Annotated in this window: 19 protein-coding genes; 9 read left to right on the forward strand and 10 right to left on the reverse strand. The window is 69.3% G+C overall.

All coding sequences use genetic code 11. The features are described 5' to 3' along the window. The first annotated feature begins 47 nt into the window (after nt 1–47). From BMW51_RS01440 to BMW51_RS01455, 4 genes are all read left to right on the forward strand, one after another. Entirely contained in the window at nt 48–575 is a 528-nt protein-coding gene (locus BMW51_RS01440) for a 2Fe-2S iron-sulfur cluster-binding protein (RefSeq protein ID WP_093002642.1), read from the forward strand. Continuing rightward, nucleotides 572–1,555 (forward strand): FAD binding domain-containing protein, encoded by a 984-nt coding sequence (locus BMW51_RS01445; RefSeq protein WP_093002644.1) that lies wholly within the window; start codon nt 572–574, stop codon nt 1,553–1,555. Before BMW51_RS01440 ends, BMW51_RS01445 begins: the two co-directional genes overlap by 4 nt. Next, on the forward strand, nt 1,552–3,879 hold the full coding sequence (locus BMW51_RS01450) for a xanthine dehydrogenase family protein molybdopterin-binding subunit (RefSeq protein ID WP_093002646.1): 2,328 nt from the start codon (nt 1,552–1,554) through the stop codon (nt 3,877–3,879). The genes BMW51_RS01445 and BMW51_RS01450 overlap by 4 nt, the downstream gene beginning before the upstream one ends. Before the next feature lie 90 nt (nt 3,880–3,969). Further along, on the forward strand, nt 3,970–5,619 hold the full coding sequence (locus tag BMW51_RS01455; protein WP_093002648.1) for a GGDEF and EAL domain-containing protein: 1,650 nt from the start codon (nt 3,970–3,972) through the stop codon (nt 5,617–5,619). 3 nt (nt 5,620–5,622) lie between these two features. Here the strand turns inward: BMW51_RS01455 and BMW51_RS01460 are convergent, their stop codons facing one another. Both BMW51_RS01460 and BMW51_RS01465 read right to left on the reverse strand, forming a co-directional pair. Further along, nucleotides 5,623–6,651 carry an SMP-30/gluconolactonase/LRE family protein gene (locus tag BMW51_RS01460; RefSeq protein ID WP_093003771.1) on the reverse strand — a complete coding sequence of 343 codons (1,029 nt, stop codon included), beginning with the start codon at nt 6,649–6,651 and terminating at the stop codon, nt 5,623–5,625. A gap of 5 nt (nt 6,652–6,656) precedes the next feature. Next, nucleotides 6,657–8,909 (reverse strand): glycoside hydrolase family 3 N-terminal domain-containing protein, encoded by a 2,253-nt coding sequence (locus BMW51_RS01465; protein WP_245708227.1) that lies wholly within the window; start codon nt 8,907–8,909, stop codon nt 6,657–6,659. A 226-nt stretch (nt 8,910–9,135) separates the two neighbouring features. Here BMW51_RS01465 and BMW51_RS01470 point away from each other — a divergent pair, with 226 nt between their 5' ends. Next, complete coding sequence (locus BMW51_RS01470) at nt 9,136–9,621, forward strand: gluconokinase (protein ID WP_093003775.1); 486 nt, start codon at nt 9,136–9,138, stop codon at nt 9,619–9,621. Here the strand turns inward: BMW51_RS01470 and BMW51_RS01475 are convergent. Both BMW51_RS01475 and BMW51_RS01480 read right to left on the reverse strand, forming a co-directional pair. After that, the gene (locus tag BMW51_RS01475) at nt 9,618–10,295 is read right to left on the reverse strand and encodes a FadR/GntR family transcriptional regulator (RefSeq protein WP_093002650.1); all 678 of its coding nucleotides are present in this window, start codon (nt 10,293–10,295) and stop codon (nt 9,618–9,620) included. The genes BMW51_RS01470 and BMW51_RS01475 overlap by 4 nt on opposite strands. Before the next feature lie 22 nt (nt 10,296–10,317). Beyond that, nucleotides 10,318–11,658, reverse strand: coding sequence for a GntT/GntP/DsdX family permease (locus BMW51_RS01480; protein WP_093002652.1), 1,341 nt, complete (start codon nt 11,656–11,658; stop codon nt 10,318–10,320). A gap of 226 nt (nt 11,659–11,884) precedes the next feature. Here BMW51_RS01480 and BMW51_RS01485 point away from each other — a divergent pair, with 226 nt between their 5' ends. After that, complete coding sequence (locus BMW51_RS01485; RefSeq protein WP_245708228.1) at nt 11,885–12,163, forward strand: response regulator transcription factor; 279 nt, start codon at nt 11,885–11,887, stop codon at nt 12,161–12,163. 35 nt (nt 12,164–12,198) lie between these two features. Here BMW51_RS01485 and cobO read toward each other — a convergent pair whose 3' ends face one another. Together cobO and cobU are read right to left on the reverse strand one after the other, a co-directional pair. Further along, nucleotides 12,199–12,795 (reverse strand): cob(I)yrinic acid a,c-diamide adenosyltransferase, encoded by a 597-nt coding sequence (cobO, locus tag BMW51_RS01490; protein WP_093002654.1) that lies wholly within the window; start codon nt 12,793–12,795, stop codon nt 12,199–12,201. A gap of 44 nt (nt 12,796–12,839) precedes the next feature. Next, nucleotides 12,840–13,361, reverse strand: coding sequence for a bifunctional adenosylcobinamide kinase/adenosylcobinamide-phosphate guanylyltransferase (gene cobU / locus BMW51_RS01495; RefSeq protein WP_093002656.1), 522 nt, complete (start codon nt 13,359–13,361; stop codon nt 12,840–12,842). Between the two features lie 48 nt (nt 13,362–13,409). Here cobU and BMW51_RS01500 point away from each other — a divergent pair, with 48 nt between their 5' ends. Genes BMW51_RS01500 through BMW51_RS01510 form a run of 3 tightly spaced genes read left to right on the forward strand, consistent with a single transcriptional unit; the run spans nt 13,410 to nt 16,778 of the window. Further along, the gene (locus BMW51_RS01500) at nt 13,410–14,408 is read left to right on the forward strand and encodes an aminotransferase class I/II-fold pyridoxal phosphate-dependent enzyme (protein WP_342723066.1); all 999 of its coding nucleotides are present in this window, start codon (nt 13,410–13,412) and stop codon (nt 14,406–14,408) included. Continuing rightward, entirely contained in the window at nt 14,401–15,339 is a 939-nt protein-coding gene (gene cbiB / locus BMW51_RS01505; protein ID WP_093003779.1) for an adenosylcobinamide-phosphate synthase CbiB, read from the forward strand. Before BMW51_RS01500 ends, cbiB begins: the two co-directional genes overlap by 8 nt. After that, complete coding sequence (locus BMW51_RS01510; RefSeq protein WP_093002660.1) at nt 15,327–16,778, forward strand: cobyric acid synthase; 1,452 nt, start codon at nt 15,327–15,329, stop codon at nt 16,776–16,778. Before cbiB ends, BMW51_RS01510 begins: the two co-directional genes overlap by 13 nt. Here BMW51_RS01510 and cobS read toward each other — a convergent pair. The 4 genes from cobS to BMW51_RS01530 are packed head-to-tail and all read right to left on the reverse strand — an operon-like array spanning nt 16,766 to nt 19,462. Further along, nucleotides 16,766–17,482 carry an adenosylcobinamide-GDP ribazoletransferase gene (cobS, locus tag BMW51_RS01515; RefSeq protein ID WP_093002662.1) on the reverse strand — a complete coding sequence of 239 codons (717 nt, stop codon included), beginning with the start codon at nt 17,480–17,482 and terminating at the stop codon, nt 16,766–16,768. The two genes, BMW51_RS01510 and cobS, sit on opposite strands and share 13 nt — an antisense overlap. Continuing rightward, on the reverse strand, nt 17,470–18,048 hold the full coding sequence (locus BMW51_RS01520; RefSeq protein WP_093002664.1) for a histidine phosphatase family protein: 579 nt from the start codon (nt 18,046–18,048) through the stop codon (nt 17,470–17,472). Before BMW51_RS01520 ends, cobS begins: the two co-directional genes overlap by 13 nt. Beyond that, nucleotides 18,045–19,055: a nicotinate-nucleotide--dimethylbenzimidazole phosphoribosyltransferase gene (gene cobT / locus BMW51_RS01525; RefSeq protein ID WP_093002667.1), complete on the reverse strand. Its 1,011-nt coding sequence runs from the start codon at nt 19,053–19,055 to the stop codon at nt 18,045–18,047. The genes BMW51_RS01520 and cobT overlap by 4 nt, the downstream gene beginning before the upstream one ends. Beyond that, the gene (locus BMW51_RS01530) at nt 19,052–19,462 is read right to left on the reverse strand and encodes a DUF1636 domain-containing protein (protein ID WP_093002669.1); all 411 of its coding nucleotides are present in this window, start codon (nt 19,460–19,462) and stop codon (nt 19,052–19,054) included. Before BMW51_RS01530 ends, cobT begins: the two co-directional genes overlap by 4 nt. Nucleotides 19,463–19,508: the final 46 nt, after the last annotated feature.

Genomic DNA, 19,508 nt, shown 5'->3' on the forward strand with positions numbered 1-19,508 from the left:
CGTCATCGTCGCTCGACTATTCTGGCCGCCATCATCGGAGAAGCTTCATGCCGATCACCATCAATGGATCGCCCGTCCCCATCCCCAGCGATCCGCGCGTGTCGCTGCTCGACCTCCTGCGCGAGGAACTGCATCTTTCCGGCACCAAGAAGGGCTGCAACCAGGGCGCGTGCGGCGCCTGTACCGTGCTGGTCGACGGGGAGCGGATCGTCTCCTGCCTCGCGCTCGCGGTCCAGTATGACGGGCGCAAGGTCACCACGATCGAAGGTCTGGCGGACGGCAACGGGCTCCACCCGCTCCAGGCCGCCTTCATCGAGCATGACGGCTTCCAATGCGGTTATTGCACCCCCGGGCAGATCTGCTCGGCCGTCGCAATGGCGGGCGAGATCGCGCGCGGAATGCCCAGCCACGTCACGGGCGAACTGGACAGCGGCACCATCACCCTGACCCGCGACGAAGTGCGCGAGCGGATGAGCGGAAACCTGTGCCGCTGCGGCGCGCATAACGGGATCGTCGACGCGATCCTCGAGGTATACGGCACCGCCGATGCCAGAGTGCTGGAGGCAGCAGAATGACCCCGTTCAGCTTCAACCGCGCCACCGACCGGGATCAGGCATTGACGCTGGCGACGCGCGGCGCACGCTTCCTCGGCGGCGGCACCAATCTGGTCGACCTGATGCGCGAAACGGTGGAGCGCCCCGCGGCACTCGCCGACGTGACCGGCCTGTCGCGCGAGATCAGCGAAACGCCCGATGGTGGACTGATGATCGGCGCCGCCGTGACCAACAGCGCGCTCGCCGCACACGCGGCGGTACGCACCCGCTACCCGGTGCTGTCGCGCGCCATTCTCGCGGGCGCCAGCGCGCAAATCCGCAACATGGCGACGGTCGGCGGCAATCTGCTCCAGCGGACGCGCTGCACCCATTTCTACGATGTCGAGGGTTCGCGCTGCAACAAGCGGCAACCGGGGCAAGGCTGCGACGCGCGCGGCGGGTTCAACCGCATCCACGCGATCCTCGGCGCGTCCGACGCGTGCGTCGCGACGCATCCGAGCGACATGTGCGTCGCGCTCGCCGCGCTCGACGCATTGGTGCACCTCGCCTCGGCGAGCGGCACGCGCACGCTGTCGCTGACCGAGTTGCACCGTCTGCCCGGCGACCAGCCGCAGATCGACACGGTGCTGGAACCCGGCGAGCTGATCACCGCGGTCGAGCTGCCGGCTTCGGCGCTCGCGGCGCACTCGACCTATCGCAAGGTACGCGACCGCGCGAGTTACGCCTTCTCGCTTATCTCGGTCGCCGCCGCGATCGAGGTGGAGGACGGTCGGATCGAAGACGTGCGGCTCGCACTGGGCGGCGTCGCGCACAAGCCGTGGCGCGCGACCCGCGCGGAAGAGTCCCTGCGCGGGCAGCCTGCCTCGCTCGATACCTTCCGCGCCGCGGCAGAGGCCGAGTTGGCCGCGGCGGTGCCGCTCAGCGAGAACGGCTTCAAGATCGAGCTAGCGAAACGGACGATCACGGCCGTGCTGGCCGAACTGGCGGGAGTGGACGCATGAAAGCGGTCGAGGACGCCAAGCAGGCGGTACAGGGCGCCGCTTCCGCGGTGATGGCGAAGGCGGTGCAGATGGCCCCAGACAGCTGGATGCCGGGCGGCAAGCCCGATCCGCTGATCCGCGCGCAGCACGGCCACGTCGGTCGCCCGATCTCGCGCGTCGATGGCCCCGTGAAAGTGCAGGGCGCCGCGCCCTACGCAGCCGAATTCCCGCTAGACGGCATGCTCTACGCCGCGCTGGTGTTCAGCACAATCGCGAAGGGAAAGATCACGGCACTTGATACCGACGCGGCCGAGGCGGCTACGGGCGTCAAGCTCGTCATGACCTACCGCAACGCGCCGCGCATGAAGCCGATGCCGCTGTTCATGACCTCGGAGAAGGCGTGCGGCGGCAACGACCTGCCCGTCATGCAGGACGCGCAGGTCTACTGGAACGGTGAGCCGGTCGCGCTGGTCCTCGCCGACACGCAGGAGCAGGCCGACCACGCGGCCTCGCTGATCCACGTCGCATTCGAGGAAGAGCATGCGATCACCGCGCTGGCCGAGGCGAAGGCGAAGGGCGTCGAGCCCGGCCAATTCATGGGGCAGCCGCTCAAATTCGAGAACGGCGCAGCGGAACAGGCGCTCGCCGACGCCGCGCACAAGGTCGATCAGCGCTACACGACACCGCGGCACAGCCACAATGCGATCGAGCTTCACGCGGTGGCGGTCGCGTGGGAGGGTGATCGCCTGCGCGTCCACGACGCGACGCAGATGGTGGCGCACAGCGCCTGGTCGCTCGGACACGTTTTCGGGATCGCAGAGGATCAGGTCCACGTCACCTCGCCGTTCGTCGGCGGCGGCTTCGGCGGCAAGGGCTTGTGGCAGCATCAGGTGCTCGCCGCCGCTGCCGCGAAGCTCGCCGGGCGCCCCGTCCGGCTGATGCTGTCGCGCGAGGGCGTCTACCGCATCGTCGGCGGACGCACGATCACCGAACAGCGCGTGGCACTCGGCGCCGATGCGGAAGGGCGCTTCGACGCGCTGATCCACACCGGCACGACGGCGATGAGCCACCACAACGTGCTGCCCGAACCCTTCATCCTGCCCGCGCGCAGCGCCTATGCGACCAAGACGATGAAGCTCGACGTCGAGGTCGCCTACCTCGACATGGTCGCCAACACCTTCATGCGTGCGCCCGGCGAAGCAGTCGGTACCTTCGCGCTGGAGAGCGCGATCGACGAGCTGGCGCACGACATGGGCGTCGACCCGATCGAGCTGCGCCTGCGCAACGAACCCGACAAGGACCCGACCACGGGTGCGCCCTTCTCCTCGCGCGAGGTCGAGAAAGCGTTCCGCGACGGCGCCGAGCGGTTTGGATGGGCGAACCGCCAGGCGCCGGGAACGCGCCGGGAGGGTGAGTGGCTGATCGGCACCGGGGTCGCCACCGCAACCTATCCCTATTACCGCATGCCCGGCGGCGCGGCGCGGATCACGCTCACGCCAAATGGCGCTGCGATCGACATCGCCGCACACGACATGGGCATGGGCACCGCCACCGCGCAGACGCAGGTCGCCGCCGACCGGCTCGGCCTCGACATGGCGCAGGTGACGTTCAACTACGGCGACAGCACGCTGCCCGGTGTCGTCATGGCGGGCGGGTCGCAGCAGACCGCGGCGATCGGCGCGTCGGTAATGGCCGCGCACCGCGCGCTCGTCACTGAATTGCTCAAGCTGGCGGGCAACGACTCACCGCTCGCCGGACTCGATGCCGACGAAGTGGTCGGCGTGAACGGCGGTTTGGCGAAGATCGACGACGCGTCGGCACATGAGAGCTACGCCTCCATCCTCGCCCGCGCGCAGCGAAACGAGCTGGTGGTCGAGGCTGAGCCGCCCTCGCCGCTCGAGACGACGCACTGGTCGATGCACTCGCACGGCGCGATGTTCTGCGAAGTGCGCGTGAATGCGGTGACGGGCGAGCTGCGCGTCTCGCGTTTTCTCGGCTCGTTCGATTGCGGCCGTATCCTCAACCCCAAGACCGCGGCGAGCCAGTTTCGCGGCGGCATCATCATGGGGCTCGGCCTCGCGCTGATGGAGGAAACGCAGTACGACGAGCGCAGCGGGCGGATCATGAACCCCAGCCTCGCCGAATATCACGTCCCCGTGCACATGGACGTGCCCGAGATCGAGGTAATGTGGACCGACATCCCCGATCCGCACGCACCGATGGGCGCGCGCGGCGTCGGTGAGATCGGCATCACCGGCGTCGCGGCCGCGGTCGCCAACGCCGTGTTCAACGCCACCGGCAAGCGCGTGCGCGACCTGCCGATCACGCTCGACAAGCTGCTCTAGTCCGATCGCGACGAACCGGTCGGCAACGGTTCGTCGCAATCGCCGCGTGACCGAAAAACGTTGTTAACCTGACCGGCGTATCGGTCGGCGATGACCTCGTCGATCCTTGCCGCGGGCTCGGTCGCGCCGGAACAGGCGATCGCGCCGCAGCACATCCTGGACCTGCTCCCCGGGCTGGTGGCCTATTTCGGGGCCGACCTGCGCTATCTCTACGCCAATCAGACTTACGCGCGCTGGCGCGGCGTGACACCCGACCGCATCGTCGGGCGCTACGTCAGGGAGATCGTCGGCCATCGCAATTACCCGGTGATCGCCGAGCAGCTACGCCGTGCCTTCGCCGGTGAGACGATCACCTACGAATATCACATCTTCGACGACGACGATCAGCGGCTAGTCCAGGGCAGCTACGTACCCGACATGGACCCGTCGGGCCGCGTCACCGGCGTCATCGTGCTGGTGACCGAGATCAGCCGGCGCACCGACCTTGAGATGGAAATCGCGCGCAGCGAGGCGATGTTCGCCGAAGCGTTCGAGAATGCGCCGTTCGGCCGCGCGATCGTCAGCCCAGATGGCCATATTGTGCGGGTAAACCCGAAGTTCGCCGCCATGCTCGAACGGTCGGCGGAACAGCTGATCGGCGCCAGCATCTCCGAAATCACCCACCCCGACGATTACGAAGCCGACCTGCGTCAGCTCAAACAGATCCTGCGCGGCAACAGCGACGGCTACAGCCTCGAAAAGCGCTATGTTCGGCCCGACGGCAGCATCTTCCACGCGCGGATTGAAGTATCGGCGGTGCGCAACGACTCGGGCCGCGTCACCTGCTTCTTCGCGCACGCCGAGGACATTACGCAGCAGCGGGAGGCCGAGCGCCACCTCAAAGAGATGAATGCGCGCCTGTCGCTGATCTCGGACGCGGTGCGCGGCGGATCGTGGCACATGGACGTGGCGAGCGGCACGTTCGAGACCTCGCAGCAACTCGCGCAATTCGTCGCCGGCCCGGACACCAAACCCTATGACCTGGACGGCTTCAGCGCGCACATCCTGCCCGAGGATCGCGCCAAGGCCGACCTGAGCGAGCTCATCGAGGGCAAGCGCGACCGCTCCTCGGTCGAATACCGCCTGCAGACCGCCAGCGGCGTGCACTGGATGCGCTGCGACCGGCGCCTGCTGCGCGACGAACACGGCCGACCCGAGAAGCTCGTCGGCGTGACGATCGACCTGACCGAGGAACACGAACGGCGCATCCGTGCCGAACTGGAGGCGACGACCGACCCGCTGACCGGCCTGCTCAATCGCCGCGGGCTCGAACAGCGCCTTGGAACCCTCCCGCCCGATCTTCCCTGCGGCGTCATGCTGGTCGACCTAGACGGGTTCAAGCAGGTCAACGACACGCTCGGCCACGACGCCGGTGACGCGATCCTGGTCGAGGTCGCGGCGCGTCTGCGTCAGTCCGTGCGCCACGACGATCTGGTCGCGCGGATCGGCGGCGACGAGTTCGCGATCGTGCTGGTCGGCACCGACGTGACGAAGCTGGAGGCGCTAGCCGGACGCACCGTTACCGCGATGCAGCCTCGTTTTGCCGCATGCGGCGACAGCGGGCCAAGCGTCGGCGCGAGCGTCGGCGCGGCATGGTCCGCCACCCCATTCGTGACGCAGCGCCAGGTAATGACACGCGCCGACCGCGCGCTCTATCAGGCGAAGGCGGCAGGCCGCGGAACCTGGCGGCTCGCCGCCTGAACCTCAGGCCACCTTCGCGCGCAGCCGCAGCCGCAGGATCGCGTCGCTGCTCGCCATGAACAAGGTGCGGCCGTCCTCGCCGAACGCGCAATTCGCGATCGGCTTGCCGCGCGCGATCAGCCCCAGTTTGCGACCGTCTGGTGCCAGCACGTAGAGCCCGCCCGGGCCGGTGGCGAACAGGTGCCCGCTGCGCGCGACCTTCATGCCGTCGGGCAGCCCCGGCAGCCCGCGTCTGAACTCGGGCATGAAGTCGACGAGCTGGCGTCCCTTGCCGACGACGGCGCCGTCGGCCGACAGGTCATAGACGCGGATCTCGGGCGCTGCTTCGTCCGAGCAGCCGATGTACAGTCGGTCCTGCGCTGGTGACAGCGCTATGCCGTTGGGTCGCTTCAAACCGGCATCGAGCAGTTCCACCGCCCCGCCCGGCCGCAGCCGGTAGACGCCATCGAACGGCAGCTCCTTCAGCGGCGACGCGTCACCATCGGTCAGCCCATAGGGCGGATCGGTGAAGTAGATCGTACCGTCGCGCGCGATCGTCAGGTCGTTGCAGCTGTTGAACCGCTTGCCGTCGTACCGATCGGCGAGGATCGTCTTGCGCCTGGTCGGAAGGTCGACCCGCGCGATCGCACGCGTGCCCGAATCGGCCATCACCAGCGCACCCGTCGCGTCGATCGCCAGCCCGTTCGCCCCAGCCTCGCGAATGCCCGCGGGCACGACACCGCTCAGACCCGACGGCTTCAGGAACGGTCGAGCACCGGTGCGCGCGGTCCAGCGATAGACAATGTTCGCGGGCACGTCGGAGAACAGCAGGTACCCACCGTCCCGGTGGACCCACACGGGGCCCTCCGCCCACTGATAACCGCGTGCGATCACCTCGACCGGGCTCGCCGGATCGAGCAACCGGTCGAGCGCCGGGTCGAAGCGCGTGATCGTGGCGGCGCTCTCTGCCGCTCGCGACGGGCGCGCAGCCGCAGCCGCCGCCAGCATCGTCATCCCGCCCGCCAGCGCGGTCCGGCGTGTCATCGTCACCATCGCACTCATCCTTCCACCACCTCGATGGCCGTCGCGATCGAGGCGGCCGGCATCGTCCCCTCACCCGCTGCCACCGTATATCGCCCGCGCGCCCGGATGTCGGCCGACGAGCTGCCGACCATGACCTCGATCACGCCCGGCTCCATCACCCACTTGCCCGCCTTCCACAACGCCACCTGCGCGTCCGACACGGTGAAACGCACCACGCGACGCTCGCCGGGCCGCAGCGTCAGGCGCGTGAAGCCGCGCAGCTCGGCAACCGGGCGCGCGACCGAGGCGACCGGATCGCGCAGGTACAGCTGCACCACCTCGTCGGCCACCATGCTGCCATCGTTCGTCACCGCGACACCGACGATCGTCGCGTCTCCCCGCCGCTCGATCGTCAGCGGGGCATAACTGAACCGCGCGTAGCTTAACCCATGCCCGAATGGGAACAGCGGACCGATTGCCAAGTCGTGATAGCGCGCGCTGTCGACCGACAGATCGGGGTTGGCAGGGCGCCCGGTCGGCACGTGCGCGTAGCTCATCGGCAACTGCCCGGTCGTGCGCGGCATCGCGATCGGCAGGCGTCCCGCAGGCGATACCTTGCCCGTCAGCACTTCGACGATCGCCGGCCCGCTCTCCAGCCCGAGCAACCACGTCTCCAGTACCGCAGGTATCCCGGTGAGCGCGCGCTCGATCGCCAGCGGGCGTCCGCCCATCAGGATCGCGACGACCGGCTTGCCCGCGGCGCGCACCGCATCGACCAGCGCCTGCTGCGTGCCCGGCAGACCCAGGTCGGAGCGGCTGCGCGCCTCGCCGGTCAGATCGTAATCCTCCCCGATCGCCAGCAGCACCACGTCCGCCGCCGCCGCCACCTTCGCGGCCGCCTCGGGATCGGTGCCGGGATCGTACGTCGCCTGCGGCAAGGCGCGACGCAGCGTGACCACGTCCTCCACCTGGCCCCGCGCGCGCCATGATCCGAGCGCCGACGCCGCATCGTCGGCGAGCGCGCCGATCAGCGCGATCTTCGCACCCGACCTGATCGGCAGCACCCCGCCATCGTTGCGCAGCAGCACGATCGACCGCGCCGCGGCGTCGCGCGCCTTGCTGCGGGCGAGTGGAGCCTTCTCGGCCGCCGCGTCACCGAAGCGGTACGGATCGTCGAACAACCCCAGCCGCGCCTTGGTGGTCAGGATGCGCGTCACCGCCTGATCGATCAGCGCGACGAGCGACGGGTCTGCGGCGACCGCGCTTGGCAGATGATCGGCGTAGGTGCTGCTCGCCATGTCCATGTCGACGCCCGCGCGCAGCGCCAGCGCGGCTGCCTCCGCCGGGGTCGCCGCCACACCGTGGTTGATCAGTTCGCGGATCGCGTTCCAGTCGCTGACGACCAGCCCCTGATAACCCCAACGGTCGCGCAATTCGCCGCGGACCAGCGCCTCGTTCGCGGTCATCGGCACGCCCGCAACGTCGTTGAACGCGGTCATGAAGCTGCCGGACCCGGCGCGCATCGCGGCGTGGAACGGCGGCAGATACACCTCGTGCAGCGTTCGTTCGGACACGTCGGCGCTGTCGTAATCGCGCCCGCCGGCGACCGCGCCGTAGCCGACAAAATGCTTGGTGCACGATAGCACGTGCCCCTTCGCCAGCGGCGCGTCCTTGGCGGATACCGGTCCCTCGATCCCGCGCACCTGTGCCTCCGCCATGCGGCTACCCAGATACGCGTCCTCGCCCGCGCCCTCGACCACGCGCCCCCAGCGCGGATCGCGCGCCACGTCGACCATTGGCGTAAAGGTCCAGTGCAGCCCCGCCGCCCACGCCTCGCTGGCCGCGAGCGCGGCGGCTTGCTCCATCAGCCCCGTGTCCCAGCTTGCGGCGAGCGCCAGCGGTACGGGCAAGGTGGTGCGATAACCGTGGATCACGTCCATCGCGAACAGCAGCGGGATGCCGAGCCGCGATTCCTCCACCGCGATCTTCTGCAATCGCCGCAACGCCTCCGCACCGGCGACGTGCAGGAACGACCCCATCTCACCGCGCCGCACCCGGTCGAGCATGCCCGCGTCCAGCCGCGAGTTGAGCGCACGCTGCCGCCCTCCCGCAATCTGGTTCATCTGCCCGATCTTCTCAGCCAGCGTCATGCGCGACAGCAGGTCGCGGATACGCGCCGCGTGATCGGCGGTGACACGCCCAAAAGCGGCGGGCGCCCAGGCATAGCCTGTGAGGAGCGCAGTCGCCTTCATCACGTCGCGACGGTTCACCCGCACCTGCCCGGCCATCAACGTCTCCCCAGTTTTCGCCGGGCAGATAGCGCGCGGCCTGCGCCGTCGCGACCGGGTGATGGTCGTAGAAGCCGCGTTCACGAGAGCTCCGGACCTGCGACCTTGGTCCCGCTTTACGCGTTATCACACCGCCATCTACAGCCGCCCCGGCCCGAGCAAGAAGGAACCTGACCGCGTGACCCGAACCGATGATGAGGCGGCGGCACCACTCGCGATCATCGTCATGGGGGTCAGCGGATCGGGCAAGTCGACGCTCGCCAACTTGCTCGCGCGCGCGCTCGGCTGTCCCTTTCTCGAGGGCGACGACTTCCACTCCGCCGCGGCGGTGGCGAAGATGCGCGCCGGCCACGCCTTGAGCGATGCCGACCGCTGGCCGTGGCTCGACCGGCTCGGCCACGCGCTCGGCGGGGCGGCGCGCACGAACGGCCGCGCGGTCGCGACCTGTTCCGCGCTCAAGCGTCGCTACCGCGACCGCCTGATTACCGCGGCGGGCGGGCGCGTGCGCTTCGTCCTGCTCGACAATGATCGCGACGAACTGCTCCAGCGGCTCGAACATCGCGCGGCGCATTACATGCCCGCCAGTCTGCTCGACAGCCAGCTCGACACGCTGGAACGTCCCACCTCCGACGAGGCGGTGCTCGCCCTCGACTCGCACCATAGCCCGCCCGAGCTCTGCCACGCCGCGGTCGCGTGGCTGGCCAACGCCTAGGGCATCAACCGCTTCCGCCCCTCGGACAAATGCCACCGCATCGCCAGCGCGGCGCCATCGGCGTCCTGCGCGCGGATCGCGTCGACGATCGTCTCATGCTCGCGCATCATCGCGCCGATCACCTCGGGCGGGCGCGACCGCGATATGTCGACGCCCGCACGCATCACCTTTTCAACCTCGCCGACCAACGCGTCGAACGCCGCCGGGAACGCAGGGTTGGCGGTCGCGGCGACGATGCTTCGGTGCAGTTCCATGTCCTCGTCATGCGCGGGCGCGTCCGACAGGAGCGCGGTGCGCAATCGCGCCAGCGCCGCGTCGATCGCTGCCATCTCCTCGCCCGATCGCCGCACCGCCGCCAGCCGCGCCGCCTCCGCCTCCAGCACGAAGCGGACCTCGTAGGTGCCGAGCGTCGCGGGCAGGTCGGTTGCGGGCATGAACGCGAACATGCGGTCGGACGGCCGGTTCTTTACGAACGATCCCGCCCCGCGTCGGGGTTCGGTAATGCCATCCGATGCCAGCCGCGCCAGCGCCTCGCGCACGATCGTGCGCGACATGCCGAACATCTCGGCCAATCGCGCTTCCGACGGCAATCGATCGCCGACGCGCAGATCGTCGTCGTTGATGATCTCGACGATCGCCGTGTAGGCGCGGTCGGTCAGTCGTTCCTGCGCCATGCGCACCCCTCCCCTTTCCGGCTCAGAATAACGCGCTCGCCGCCAGCACCAAGAGCAAGCCGGTGACGGAGATGACCGTCTCCAGCACCGACCAGGTGCGGAACGTACCCGCGGTGTCGGTACCCAGATAGCCTTTCACCAGCCAGAAGCCCGGATCGTTGACGTGGCTCAAGAACACCGACCCCGCCCCGATCGCCAGCACGATCCACTCGGGCGCGACCCCGCTCGCCGCGACCACGCCGGGCATGACGCCCGCGGTGGTGATCGTGGCGACCGTCGCGGAACCCGTCGCCAGCCTGATACACACCGCGACGCCCCAGGCGAGCACGATCGGCGACAGCGCCGCGCCGCTTGCCGCACGCACCAGCAGGTCGGACAGCCCTGCACTGACCAATACCTGCTTCAACGCGCCACCCGCGCCGATCGACAGCAGGATCGCGCCCGCGGGCGCCATCGTCTCCTTCCAGATCGCCGCCTGCACCGACGCGTCCAGCGCGGCGCGGCCGAACAGTAGCGGCAGCGCCACGAGGCAGGCGATCAGCAGCGCCACGATCGGGCTGCTCGCCCACGCCAGCGCCCCGGCGTGCGCGGCCAGATTACCGGGCAGCAAGGTGAGCAACTGCCCCGCGGTAATCAGCGCCACGGGCAGCAGCAGCGCCGCGAGCGCCCGGCCGATCGACGGTGTGGCAGTCGCTACGAGCGCAGGCGCGAGCGTCGGCGCACCCAATTGAACGCCTCGCGTGGTAAACCGCGCGAGCAGCGGACCCGCGATCACCGCGGTCGGTACCGCCACGACCAGTCCGTACAACATGGTTCGACCCAGGTCCGCACCGAGCGCCTCGACTGCCAGCAGCGGCCCCGGATGCGGCGGCACCAGCGCGTGCACGACCGACAAACCCGTGATCGCGGACAGCATCAGCCGCAACCTCGTCGCGTCGCCAGCATTCGGCATCGCGGCCGCCGCCGCCACGACGATCGGCAGCAGCAGAACCAGCCCGGTCTCGAAGAACAACGGCAGCCCAATCACCAGCGCGGTCAGCAATGCCGCCCAGGGTGCCCCCGCCGGCCCCGACCAGCGCAGCACCGCCCGCGCTATTCCCGCCGCACCATCCGACAATTGCAGCATCGCGCCCAGCGCCAGCCCCAGTGCGACCACCAGACCAGTGCCGCCCAGAATGTCACCCGCGCCTTTCTGGATCGCCTTGGCCGTGTCAGCCACCGGCAATCCGGCGAGCGTCCCGACCGCGAACGCGCCGCACAGAAGGGCAACGAAGGGATGCAGCCGCGCCTTCACGATCAACGCGACTGAGAGCGCGATGCCGGCGAAAGCGGCAGCCAAAAGGTCTAGGTCGGCCGCCGTCACGCGCAGACAATCCGGGCCCGAGACGCTTCTTGCCTGTTCGTCACCTCACCTCTCCCCCGCCCGGCACGTTCACGGTCCGTTGTTCGCTCAGGCTGTAGGACAGCTTTCGGCCTAATCAAGCAAATTGCTCGTTTTCCGTACTGCCGGGGATTGAACCTGTCTGACTACCTGATGTAAACCGATCCGAGAACAGCGGCAGAATGGTCGCATCGGGGAGGGTCCGGGAATGAACATCCAGCAAGCAAGTGAATCGTCGGCCATCGCTGCAGGCACGATCACACCGTTCGCGCCGCCCGCGGCGCGACTGACGCCGACCCAACTGAAGGTGATGGACGGTGTCCGTTCCGGCCTGCTCAACAAGCAGATCGCCTATGACCTCGGCATCGCGGAGGCGACCGTGAAGGCGCACATGACCGCGCTGATGCGCAAGCTGAACGTGCGCAACAGGACACAGGTCGCGGTCGCCGCGCAGGCGATGGGCTACGATCAGCGTCTGGCTCGCTAGGCCACCGTCCGGAAGCGGTCGGCGTCACCGCTCGATCAGAATTCCACTCCGGCCTGCGCCTTCACGCCCTGCTCGCGGAAAGGGTGCTTGACCAGCGTCATGTCGGTGACCAGGTCCGCCATCTCGATCAGCGCGACGGGCGCGTTGCGCCCCGTCACGATCACGTGCGTCATCTCCGGTTTCGCGCGCAGCACCTCCAGCACCTCGTCCAGCGGCAGATAGTCGTAGCGCAGCACGATGTTCAGTTCGTCCGCCAGCACCATGCGGTAGCTCGGGTCGGCGATCATCCGCTTGACCTCGTCCCACGCCGCACGGGCGGTCGCGATGTCGCGCGCGCGGTCCTGCGTGTCCCAGGTGAACCCCTCGCCCATCGGCTTGAACTCGACGCCCAGCTGACGGAACACCGGGGCCTCGCCCGTCTCCATCGCGCCCTTGACGAATTGGACCACGCCGACCTTCATTCCGTGTCCGACCGCGCGCACCACCATGCCCAGCGCAGCGGAGGTCTTGCCCTTGCCCTTGCCGGTGTGAACGATAAGCAGTCCTTTCTCGACCTGCTTGGCGGCCACGATCTTGTCGTGCGCCACCTTCTTTTTCGCCATCTTCGCGGCATGTTCTTCGTCACTGCGCATGGCGCACTCCTATGTCGATCGTCTGTTCACGGCCGCGCAGCCGCTCAGCCCTTGATCCTCAGCGGCAAGCCGGCGACCACCAGCTCGACCACGTCGCACGCAGCCGCGACACGCTGGTTCAGCCGTCCGGCCGCATCACGGAACCGCCGCGCCAGCGCGTTGTCGGGGACGATGCCGAAGCCGACTTCGTTGCTGACGAATACGATATTCGCCTCCGCTCGCTGAATAGCGTCGACCAGCGCATCACTCGCCGCGTCGAGGTCGGCCTCCGCGAGAAGCAGGTTGGACAGCCACAATGTCAGGCAGTCGACCAGCAGCACACGCCCCCCGCCCGCCACCGCGGCGATCACGCCCGGCAGATCCACCGGCTCTTCGATCGTCCGCCAGCTCGCGTCGCGGTCACGCTGATGCAGCGCGATCCGTTCCGCCATCTCGCCGTCGAACGCCTGCGCGGTCGCGACGAACACCCGCTCACCCGCACACGCCTCCGCAATCGCCTGCGCGTGCCGGCTCTTGCCCGAACGCGCGCCGCCGAGCACCAAGGTCGTCCTCGCGTGCCCGCTCATGATGCTGCCGACTTGCCCACGGGCGCGTGAATGGCGAAGGCGCACGCCGTGACGCAAGCAGAATCACCCCGTTTCGCACGGCACGGCGGCCGACTGGACGACGCGCGGTCGCACTATCCCGACGCGCCCACGCCCTGGCTCGACCTGTCGACCGGCATCAACCCGCGCCCGTGGGTACCCGCGTCATTTGATTTCGACAGCGGCCCGCTTCCAGAGATGAGCAGCTTGCGACGCTTGGAGCGCGCTGCGGCAGCGTTCTTCGGCTGCGCGCCCGAACAGGTCGCCGCGGTGCCGGGCAGCGAAGTCGCGCTCAGGCTGTTGCCATTCATCGGCCTGCCCCGGCCGCTGGTAGCCGCCTCGCCGACCTACGGTACGCATCGCGAGGTTGCCGAGCACGCCGTAAGCCACGCCGCGCTCGCGGAGCAGGCCGACAGTGGTGGCACGCTGCTGCTGGCGAACCCGAACAACCCCGACGGCCTGCTGCGCACCCACGATGAGTTACTCGCCCTCGCCGCGCGGGCGAGCGCGGCGAGTGGCGCGGTCGTGATTGACGAAGCCTTCGCCGACGTCGACCCTTCGATCAGCATCGTCCCGCATCTCCGTAAAGCCGCCAACGTCACGGTCCTGCGCTCGTTCGGCAAATTCTTCGGGCTCGCCGGCGTGCGTCTCGGTTTCGTTGTGGGAAATGCTACCGTGATCGACCGGATGCGCGCGCTGCTCGGCGACTGGCCCGTCAGCACGCAGGCGATCATCTGGAGCACTGCCGGCTACAGCGATGCGGCATGGATTACCAAGACGCGCACGTGGCTCCGCGCGCAGGCAGCACGGCTCGACGCACTACTCGCCGCACACGGGCTCCAGGCCGGCGGCGCCTGCCCGCTGTTCCGCCTGGTCGAGCATCCCGGTGCCTGGGACATCTTCGACCTGCTCGCCCGCGCCGGCATCCTGACGCGCCCTTTCGACGCACAGCCGAATTGGTTGCGCTTCGGTCTTCCCGCTGACGACGCGGCCTTCGACCGCCTCGACCGTGCACTCGCGCGTGGCTGATCCGATCGCGCTCGCCGCGCTGTTCCTGGACGCCGCGATCGGCTGGCCGGAGCGTCTTTACCACGTCGTCGGCCACCCTGTCGGCGCCTCCGCCCGCGTAATCGGCGCGTGCGAGCGGCACTGGAACACGCCCCGGCGCAGCGATCTCACACGTCGCCTTCTCGGCGTCGCGACGATGCTGCTCCTGCTCGCCGGCACCGCGCTGCTCGCGATCCTGCTCGAGGGCGTGCTGCGCGCATGCCTTGGGTCCTGGGCATGGATCGGCACCGCGGCGCTCGCCTGGCCCGCGCTCGCGCAGCGCAGCCTGTTCGACCACGTCGGCCGCGTCGCCGTCGCGCTCACCGCCGGTCACTTGCCCGCCGCGCGCCGCGCAGTCGCGATGATCGTCGGCCGCGACACCGATACGCTCGACGAAGCCGGCGTCGCGCGCGCCGGGGTGGAGAGCCTTGCCGAGAGTTTCTGCGACGGCGTCGTCGCGCCCTTGTTCTGGCTGATCGTCGCCGGCCTGCCCGGCGCGTGGTGCTACAAGGCGATCAACACCGCCGACAGCCTGATCGGTCACAAGGAGCCGCGCTGGCGCGCGTTCGGCTGGGCGGCGGCCCGGATCGACGACGCCGCCAACTGGGTGCCCGCGCGCCTGTCGGGCGCCGTTCTATGCACCGCGGGCCTGGGCGGCTGGCGCGTGATGTGGCGCGATTGCCGCCGCCACGCTTCACCCAACGCCGGCTGGCCGGAGGCGGCGATGGCCGGTGCGCTCGGCATCGCGCTCGCCGGGCCGATCGCCTACGACGGTCGCATGCACGCCAAACCCTGGATAGGTCACGATGGTCGCGCCGCCACGCCGCGCGACCTCAACCGCGCATTGGCGATCTACCTGCGGGGGTGCGCCTTGCTGTGGGTGATCGCGGGAGTTGTCGCATGGGCGCAATAATGCTGCAGGGCACCGGGTCCGATGTCGGCAAGTCGGTACTCGTCGCCGGCCTGTGCCGCGCGCTCGCCAACCGCGGGCTGCGCGTGCGCCCCTTCAAGCCGCAGAACATGAGCAACAACGCCGCAGTCACTGTCGACGGGGGCGAGATCGGGCGCGCACAGGCAACCCAGGCACTCGCCTGCCGCGTCGCGCCGCACGTGGACATGAACCCGGTGCTGCTCAAACCCCAGGGTGATCGCACCTCGCAACTGATCGTGCGAGGTCAGGTGCGCGGCACGCTCGCCGCCCGCAACTGGCGCGAGGGGCGCATCGGACTGCTCGACGACGTGCTGGGGAGCTTCGAACGCCTCTGCGGTGACGCCGACATCGTCGTGGTCGAAGGCGCCGGCTCCCCGGCCGAGATCAACTTGCGCGCGGGCGACATCGCCAACATGGGCTTCGCGCGCGCCGCAAACGTTCCGGTGGTCCTCGTCGGAGACATTGACCGCGGCGGCGTCATCGCCTCGCTGGTCGGCACGCACGCGGTGATCGCGCCGGAGGATGCGGCAATGATCCGCGGCTTCATGGTCAACAAGTTTCGCGGCGATCCCGCGCTGTTCGCCGATGGCATGTCCGCGGTCGCCTATCGGACCGGCTGGACCACGCTCGGCATCGTGCCGTGGATCCACGCCGCGCGACGGTTGCCAAGCGAGGACGCCGTCGTGCTGGAACGCGCCTCGCCGGCCGCCGCAGGTCGCCGCGTCATCGCCTGCCCGATCACGCCGCGCATCGCCAATTTCGACGATCTCGATCCGCTCCGCCTTGAACCGGACGTCGACCTCGTCATGGTGCCGCCCGGCCGCCCCATTGCCGACGCGGCGATGATCATCCTCGCCGGATCGAAGGCGACCCGCGCCGATCTCGCGAGCCTGCGCGAACAGGGCTGGGACATCGACATCCACGCGCACGTGCGGAAAGGCCGTCCGGTGCTGGGACTGTGCGGCGGATATCAGATGCTCGGCCGCTCGGTCAGCGATCCGGACGGTATTGAAGGACCCGCCGGCACCTCTGCCGGCCTCGGACTGCTCGACATCGACACGGTGCTGACGGGTGCGAAGACCGTTCGGCAGGTCGGCGGAGAGGCGCTCGGCGCGCGCTTCAACGGTTACGAAATTCACCTCGGACAGACGAGCGGCCCCGACACCGCGCGCCCACTCGGCCGACTCGACGACGGTACACCAGAAGGAGCGATCCGCGCCGACGGGCTGGTCGCGGGCAGCTACGTTCACGGCCTGCTCGGCGATCCGGCGCAGCGTCGCGCGTGGTTGGCGCGAATGGGCGCCACCGCGTCGGGCGTCGACCACGGCGCCGACGTCGACGCGGCATTGGACGAAATCGCCGAACAGCTCGAACAGCACATCGACGTCGACGCGCTGCTCGACATCGCTCAGACCCGCTGAGCGATCACCAGCATCAGCAGCAGCGCCGTCTCGGTCAGCTCGATCCCCGCGCCGTGAACGTCGCCCGACATCCCGCCGACCCGCCGCGTGAACATCAGGCCGAGCAGCACGAGGACGACCGGCGCCGCCAGCAACACCGGCGCCACAACAGACCCGCCCAGCAGCAGCAGCCCCCACCCGATCAGGTCACGCGACCGTACTGCGCCCGCGATCGCGGCACCCAGTCCGCCGTTCTTGAGCAGCGGCACCGCGCGCGCCCACCACAAGGGTCCGACCCGCGCCGCCGCCGGGATGAGCAGCAGTGCCGTCCAGCCCGCGGGCACGATCAGATGCAGCGCGACGAGCTTCGCCGCCAGTTGCAGCACGATCGCGATCACGCCGAAGCTGCCGACGTGCGGGTCGGCCATAACCGACAGCAGGCGCGTGCGATCACCGTGCGCGGCGCCCAGACCATCCGCCAGGTCGCCCAGCCCGTCGAGGTGGAGCGCCCCCGTCACCCACGTCCATGCGAGCAGCGCGGCGAGCGCCCCCATCCAGGGATCGATCAGCGCTCCTGACCACGCAGCCGCTGCCACGACCGCCCCAACGACAAGACCCACGAGCGGGTACATCCGCACCGCCGCCGCGAAGTCGCCGTCGCGCGAGGCAAGCCTCGGCATCGGCAGCCGCGTCAGGAACGACAGCGCGACGATCAGGCGACGCACGGCACCAACCCCGTCACCTGCGCCCGCCGCGGGCTGCCCTCCCAGACACGCAGCGACACGACAGCGGCGTATGGCAGATCGAACACCCAGACCTGCTCGCGATCGAACCCGCACAACAGGTGAAGTGCGGCGCGGATCGGCCCGCCGTGCGTCACCACCAGCGTCGGCTCGGTCGGGATCGCCGCCAACGCCTCGCCGACTCTCGCCACCAGCGCCGACCATGTTTCTCCGCTCGGCGGCGGGAAGGCGTCGGGATCGTTCCAGAATCGGGCGAGCGCGTCCTGATCGAGCTCGCGAGCGAACTGCCCGTCCCATCCACCGAAATCGAGCTCGCGCCAGCGCGGATCGATTTCGCCGCCGCCCAGCGCCTCGACGCACTCGCGCGCGCGCCGCAGGTCGGACGAAAGACGGTGTGCCACTTCCTGCCCGCTCTCCGTCAGTCGTCCCGCCTGCGTGACGCAAGCCGCGATCCCCGCGGGCGTCGCCGCGCAATCGGTGCGGCCCAGCATGCGACCGGGTAGCACCGGCTCACCGTGCCGCATCAGGTGCAGCGCGAACGACCTCATCCGCCGCCGATACCCGCTTCCGCGAAGGTCGCCATCCCGTCATGCGCGGCGAGCGCGGCGCGGATCACGCCCACCGCCACCGCCGCGCCGCTCCCCTCGCCAAGCCGCATGTCGAGCGACAGCAAGGGGCGCAGGTTCAGGCGATCGAGCAGGCGCTGGTGCCCCGGCTCGGCCGAACAATGCCCCGCGATCAGGTGATCGACGATTTCCGGCACTGCCCGCGCAAGCGGCGCCACCGCGGCGGAGGCGATGAAGCCATCTAGCACGACCGGCACGCGCGCGTGACGTGCCGCGATCACCGCGCCCGCAATCGCAACGATCTCGCGCCCGCCCAGCCGCCGCAGGATCTCGAACGGTGTGTCCAGGCTGCTCCCGTGACACGACAGCCCCGCGTCGACCACGGCCGCCTTCCGCGAGACGCCGGCGCCGTCGACGCCCGTGCCCGGTCCGACCCAGTCGCGCCCCTCACCGCCGAAGCTCGCCGCCGCCAGCGCTGCTGCCGCGGTCGAGTTGCCGATCCCCATCTCGCCGAGGACGAGCAGGTCGGCGTCGCCGATCGCCGCTGCGCCCGCAATCAGCGCGTGCAGGCACTCGGCCTCGCTCATCGCCGGCGCGCTTGTGAAATCTTCGGTCGGGTGGTCGAGATCGAGCGGCACCACATGCAACGTCAGCCCGGCATTCGCCGCCAATGCGTTGATCGCCGCGCCCCCGCGTTCGAAGTTTGCAACCATCTGCGCAGTCACGCTCGCCGGAAAGGCACTGATCCCTTGAGCGACCACGCCGTGGTTGCCCGCGAACACGACCGCCCGGCCGCGCTCGATCCGCGGGCGCTCGCGCTGCTGCCAGCCGGCCATGAAGATCGCGATCTCCTCAAGCCGCCCCAGCGACCGCGCAGGTTTGGTCAACATTGCCTGCCGTGACGCCGCCGCTTCGCACGCCTGTGCGTCCGTCGCCGGCAAGCTCCGCAACGCTTCGTCGAAGGCGGCAACGCTCTCGAACCGGATCATTCGACCACGAAGCCGGCGGGTGGCGTGCGCGTGATGAAATGTCCCTTCACGCCCTGCGGCCACTGCTTGAACGGCACCTGACCCCAATCGCTGTCGGCATAGGCGCGCGCATATTCAAGGATCGCTTGTGCCGCTTCCTCACCGGGCACGAACCGTCCCATGACATAGCCGACCTTGTCCGGCGCGCGCAGATGCACCGTGCAGAAGTCCTGGCAGGCGAACAGGCACGGCATTTCTTCGATCGCGATGCTCGCGAAGGCGGGATCGTCCGCGGCCACCTGCCGCAGCGCCTCGACCATCCGCGCGCCGCCACGTTTGCCATCCGCATCATCTCGCACCTCGGCCGAGTGGCGACAGGTGTTGCACGCGACCACCGCCACGCCAGATGCGCTTGGCTTCAACGCCACCTGTCGTGCCTCGCGACGATTGCCAGCCGACTTTCTTCACGATCGA

Origin of the sequence: Sphingomonas palmae, assembly GCF_900109565.1 — a bacterium.
GTDB lineage: Bacteria > Pseudomonadota > Alphaproteobacteria > Sphingomonadales > Sphingomonadaceae > Sphingomonas > Sphingomonas palmae.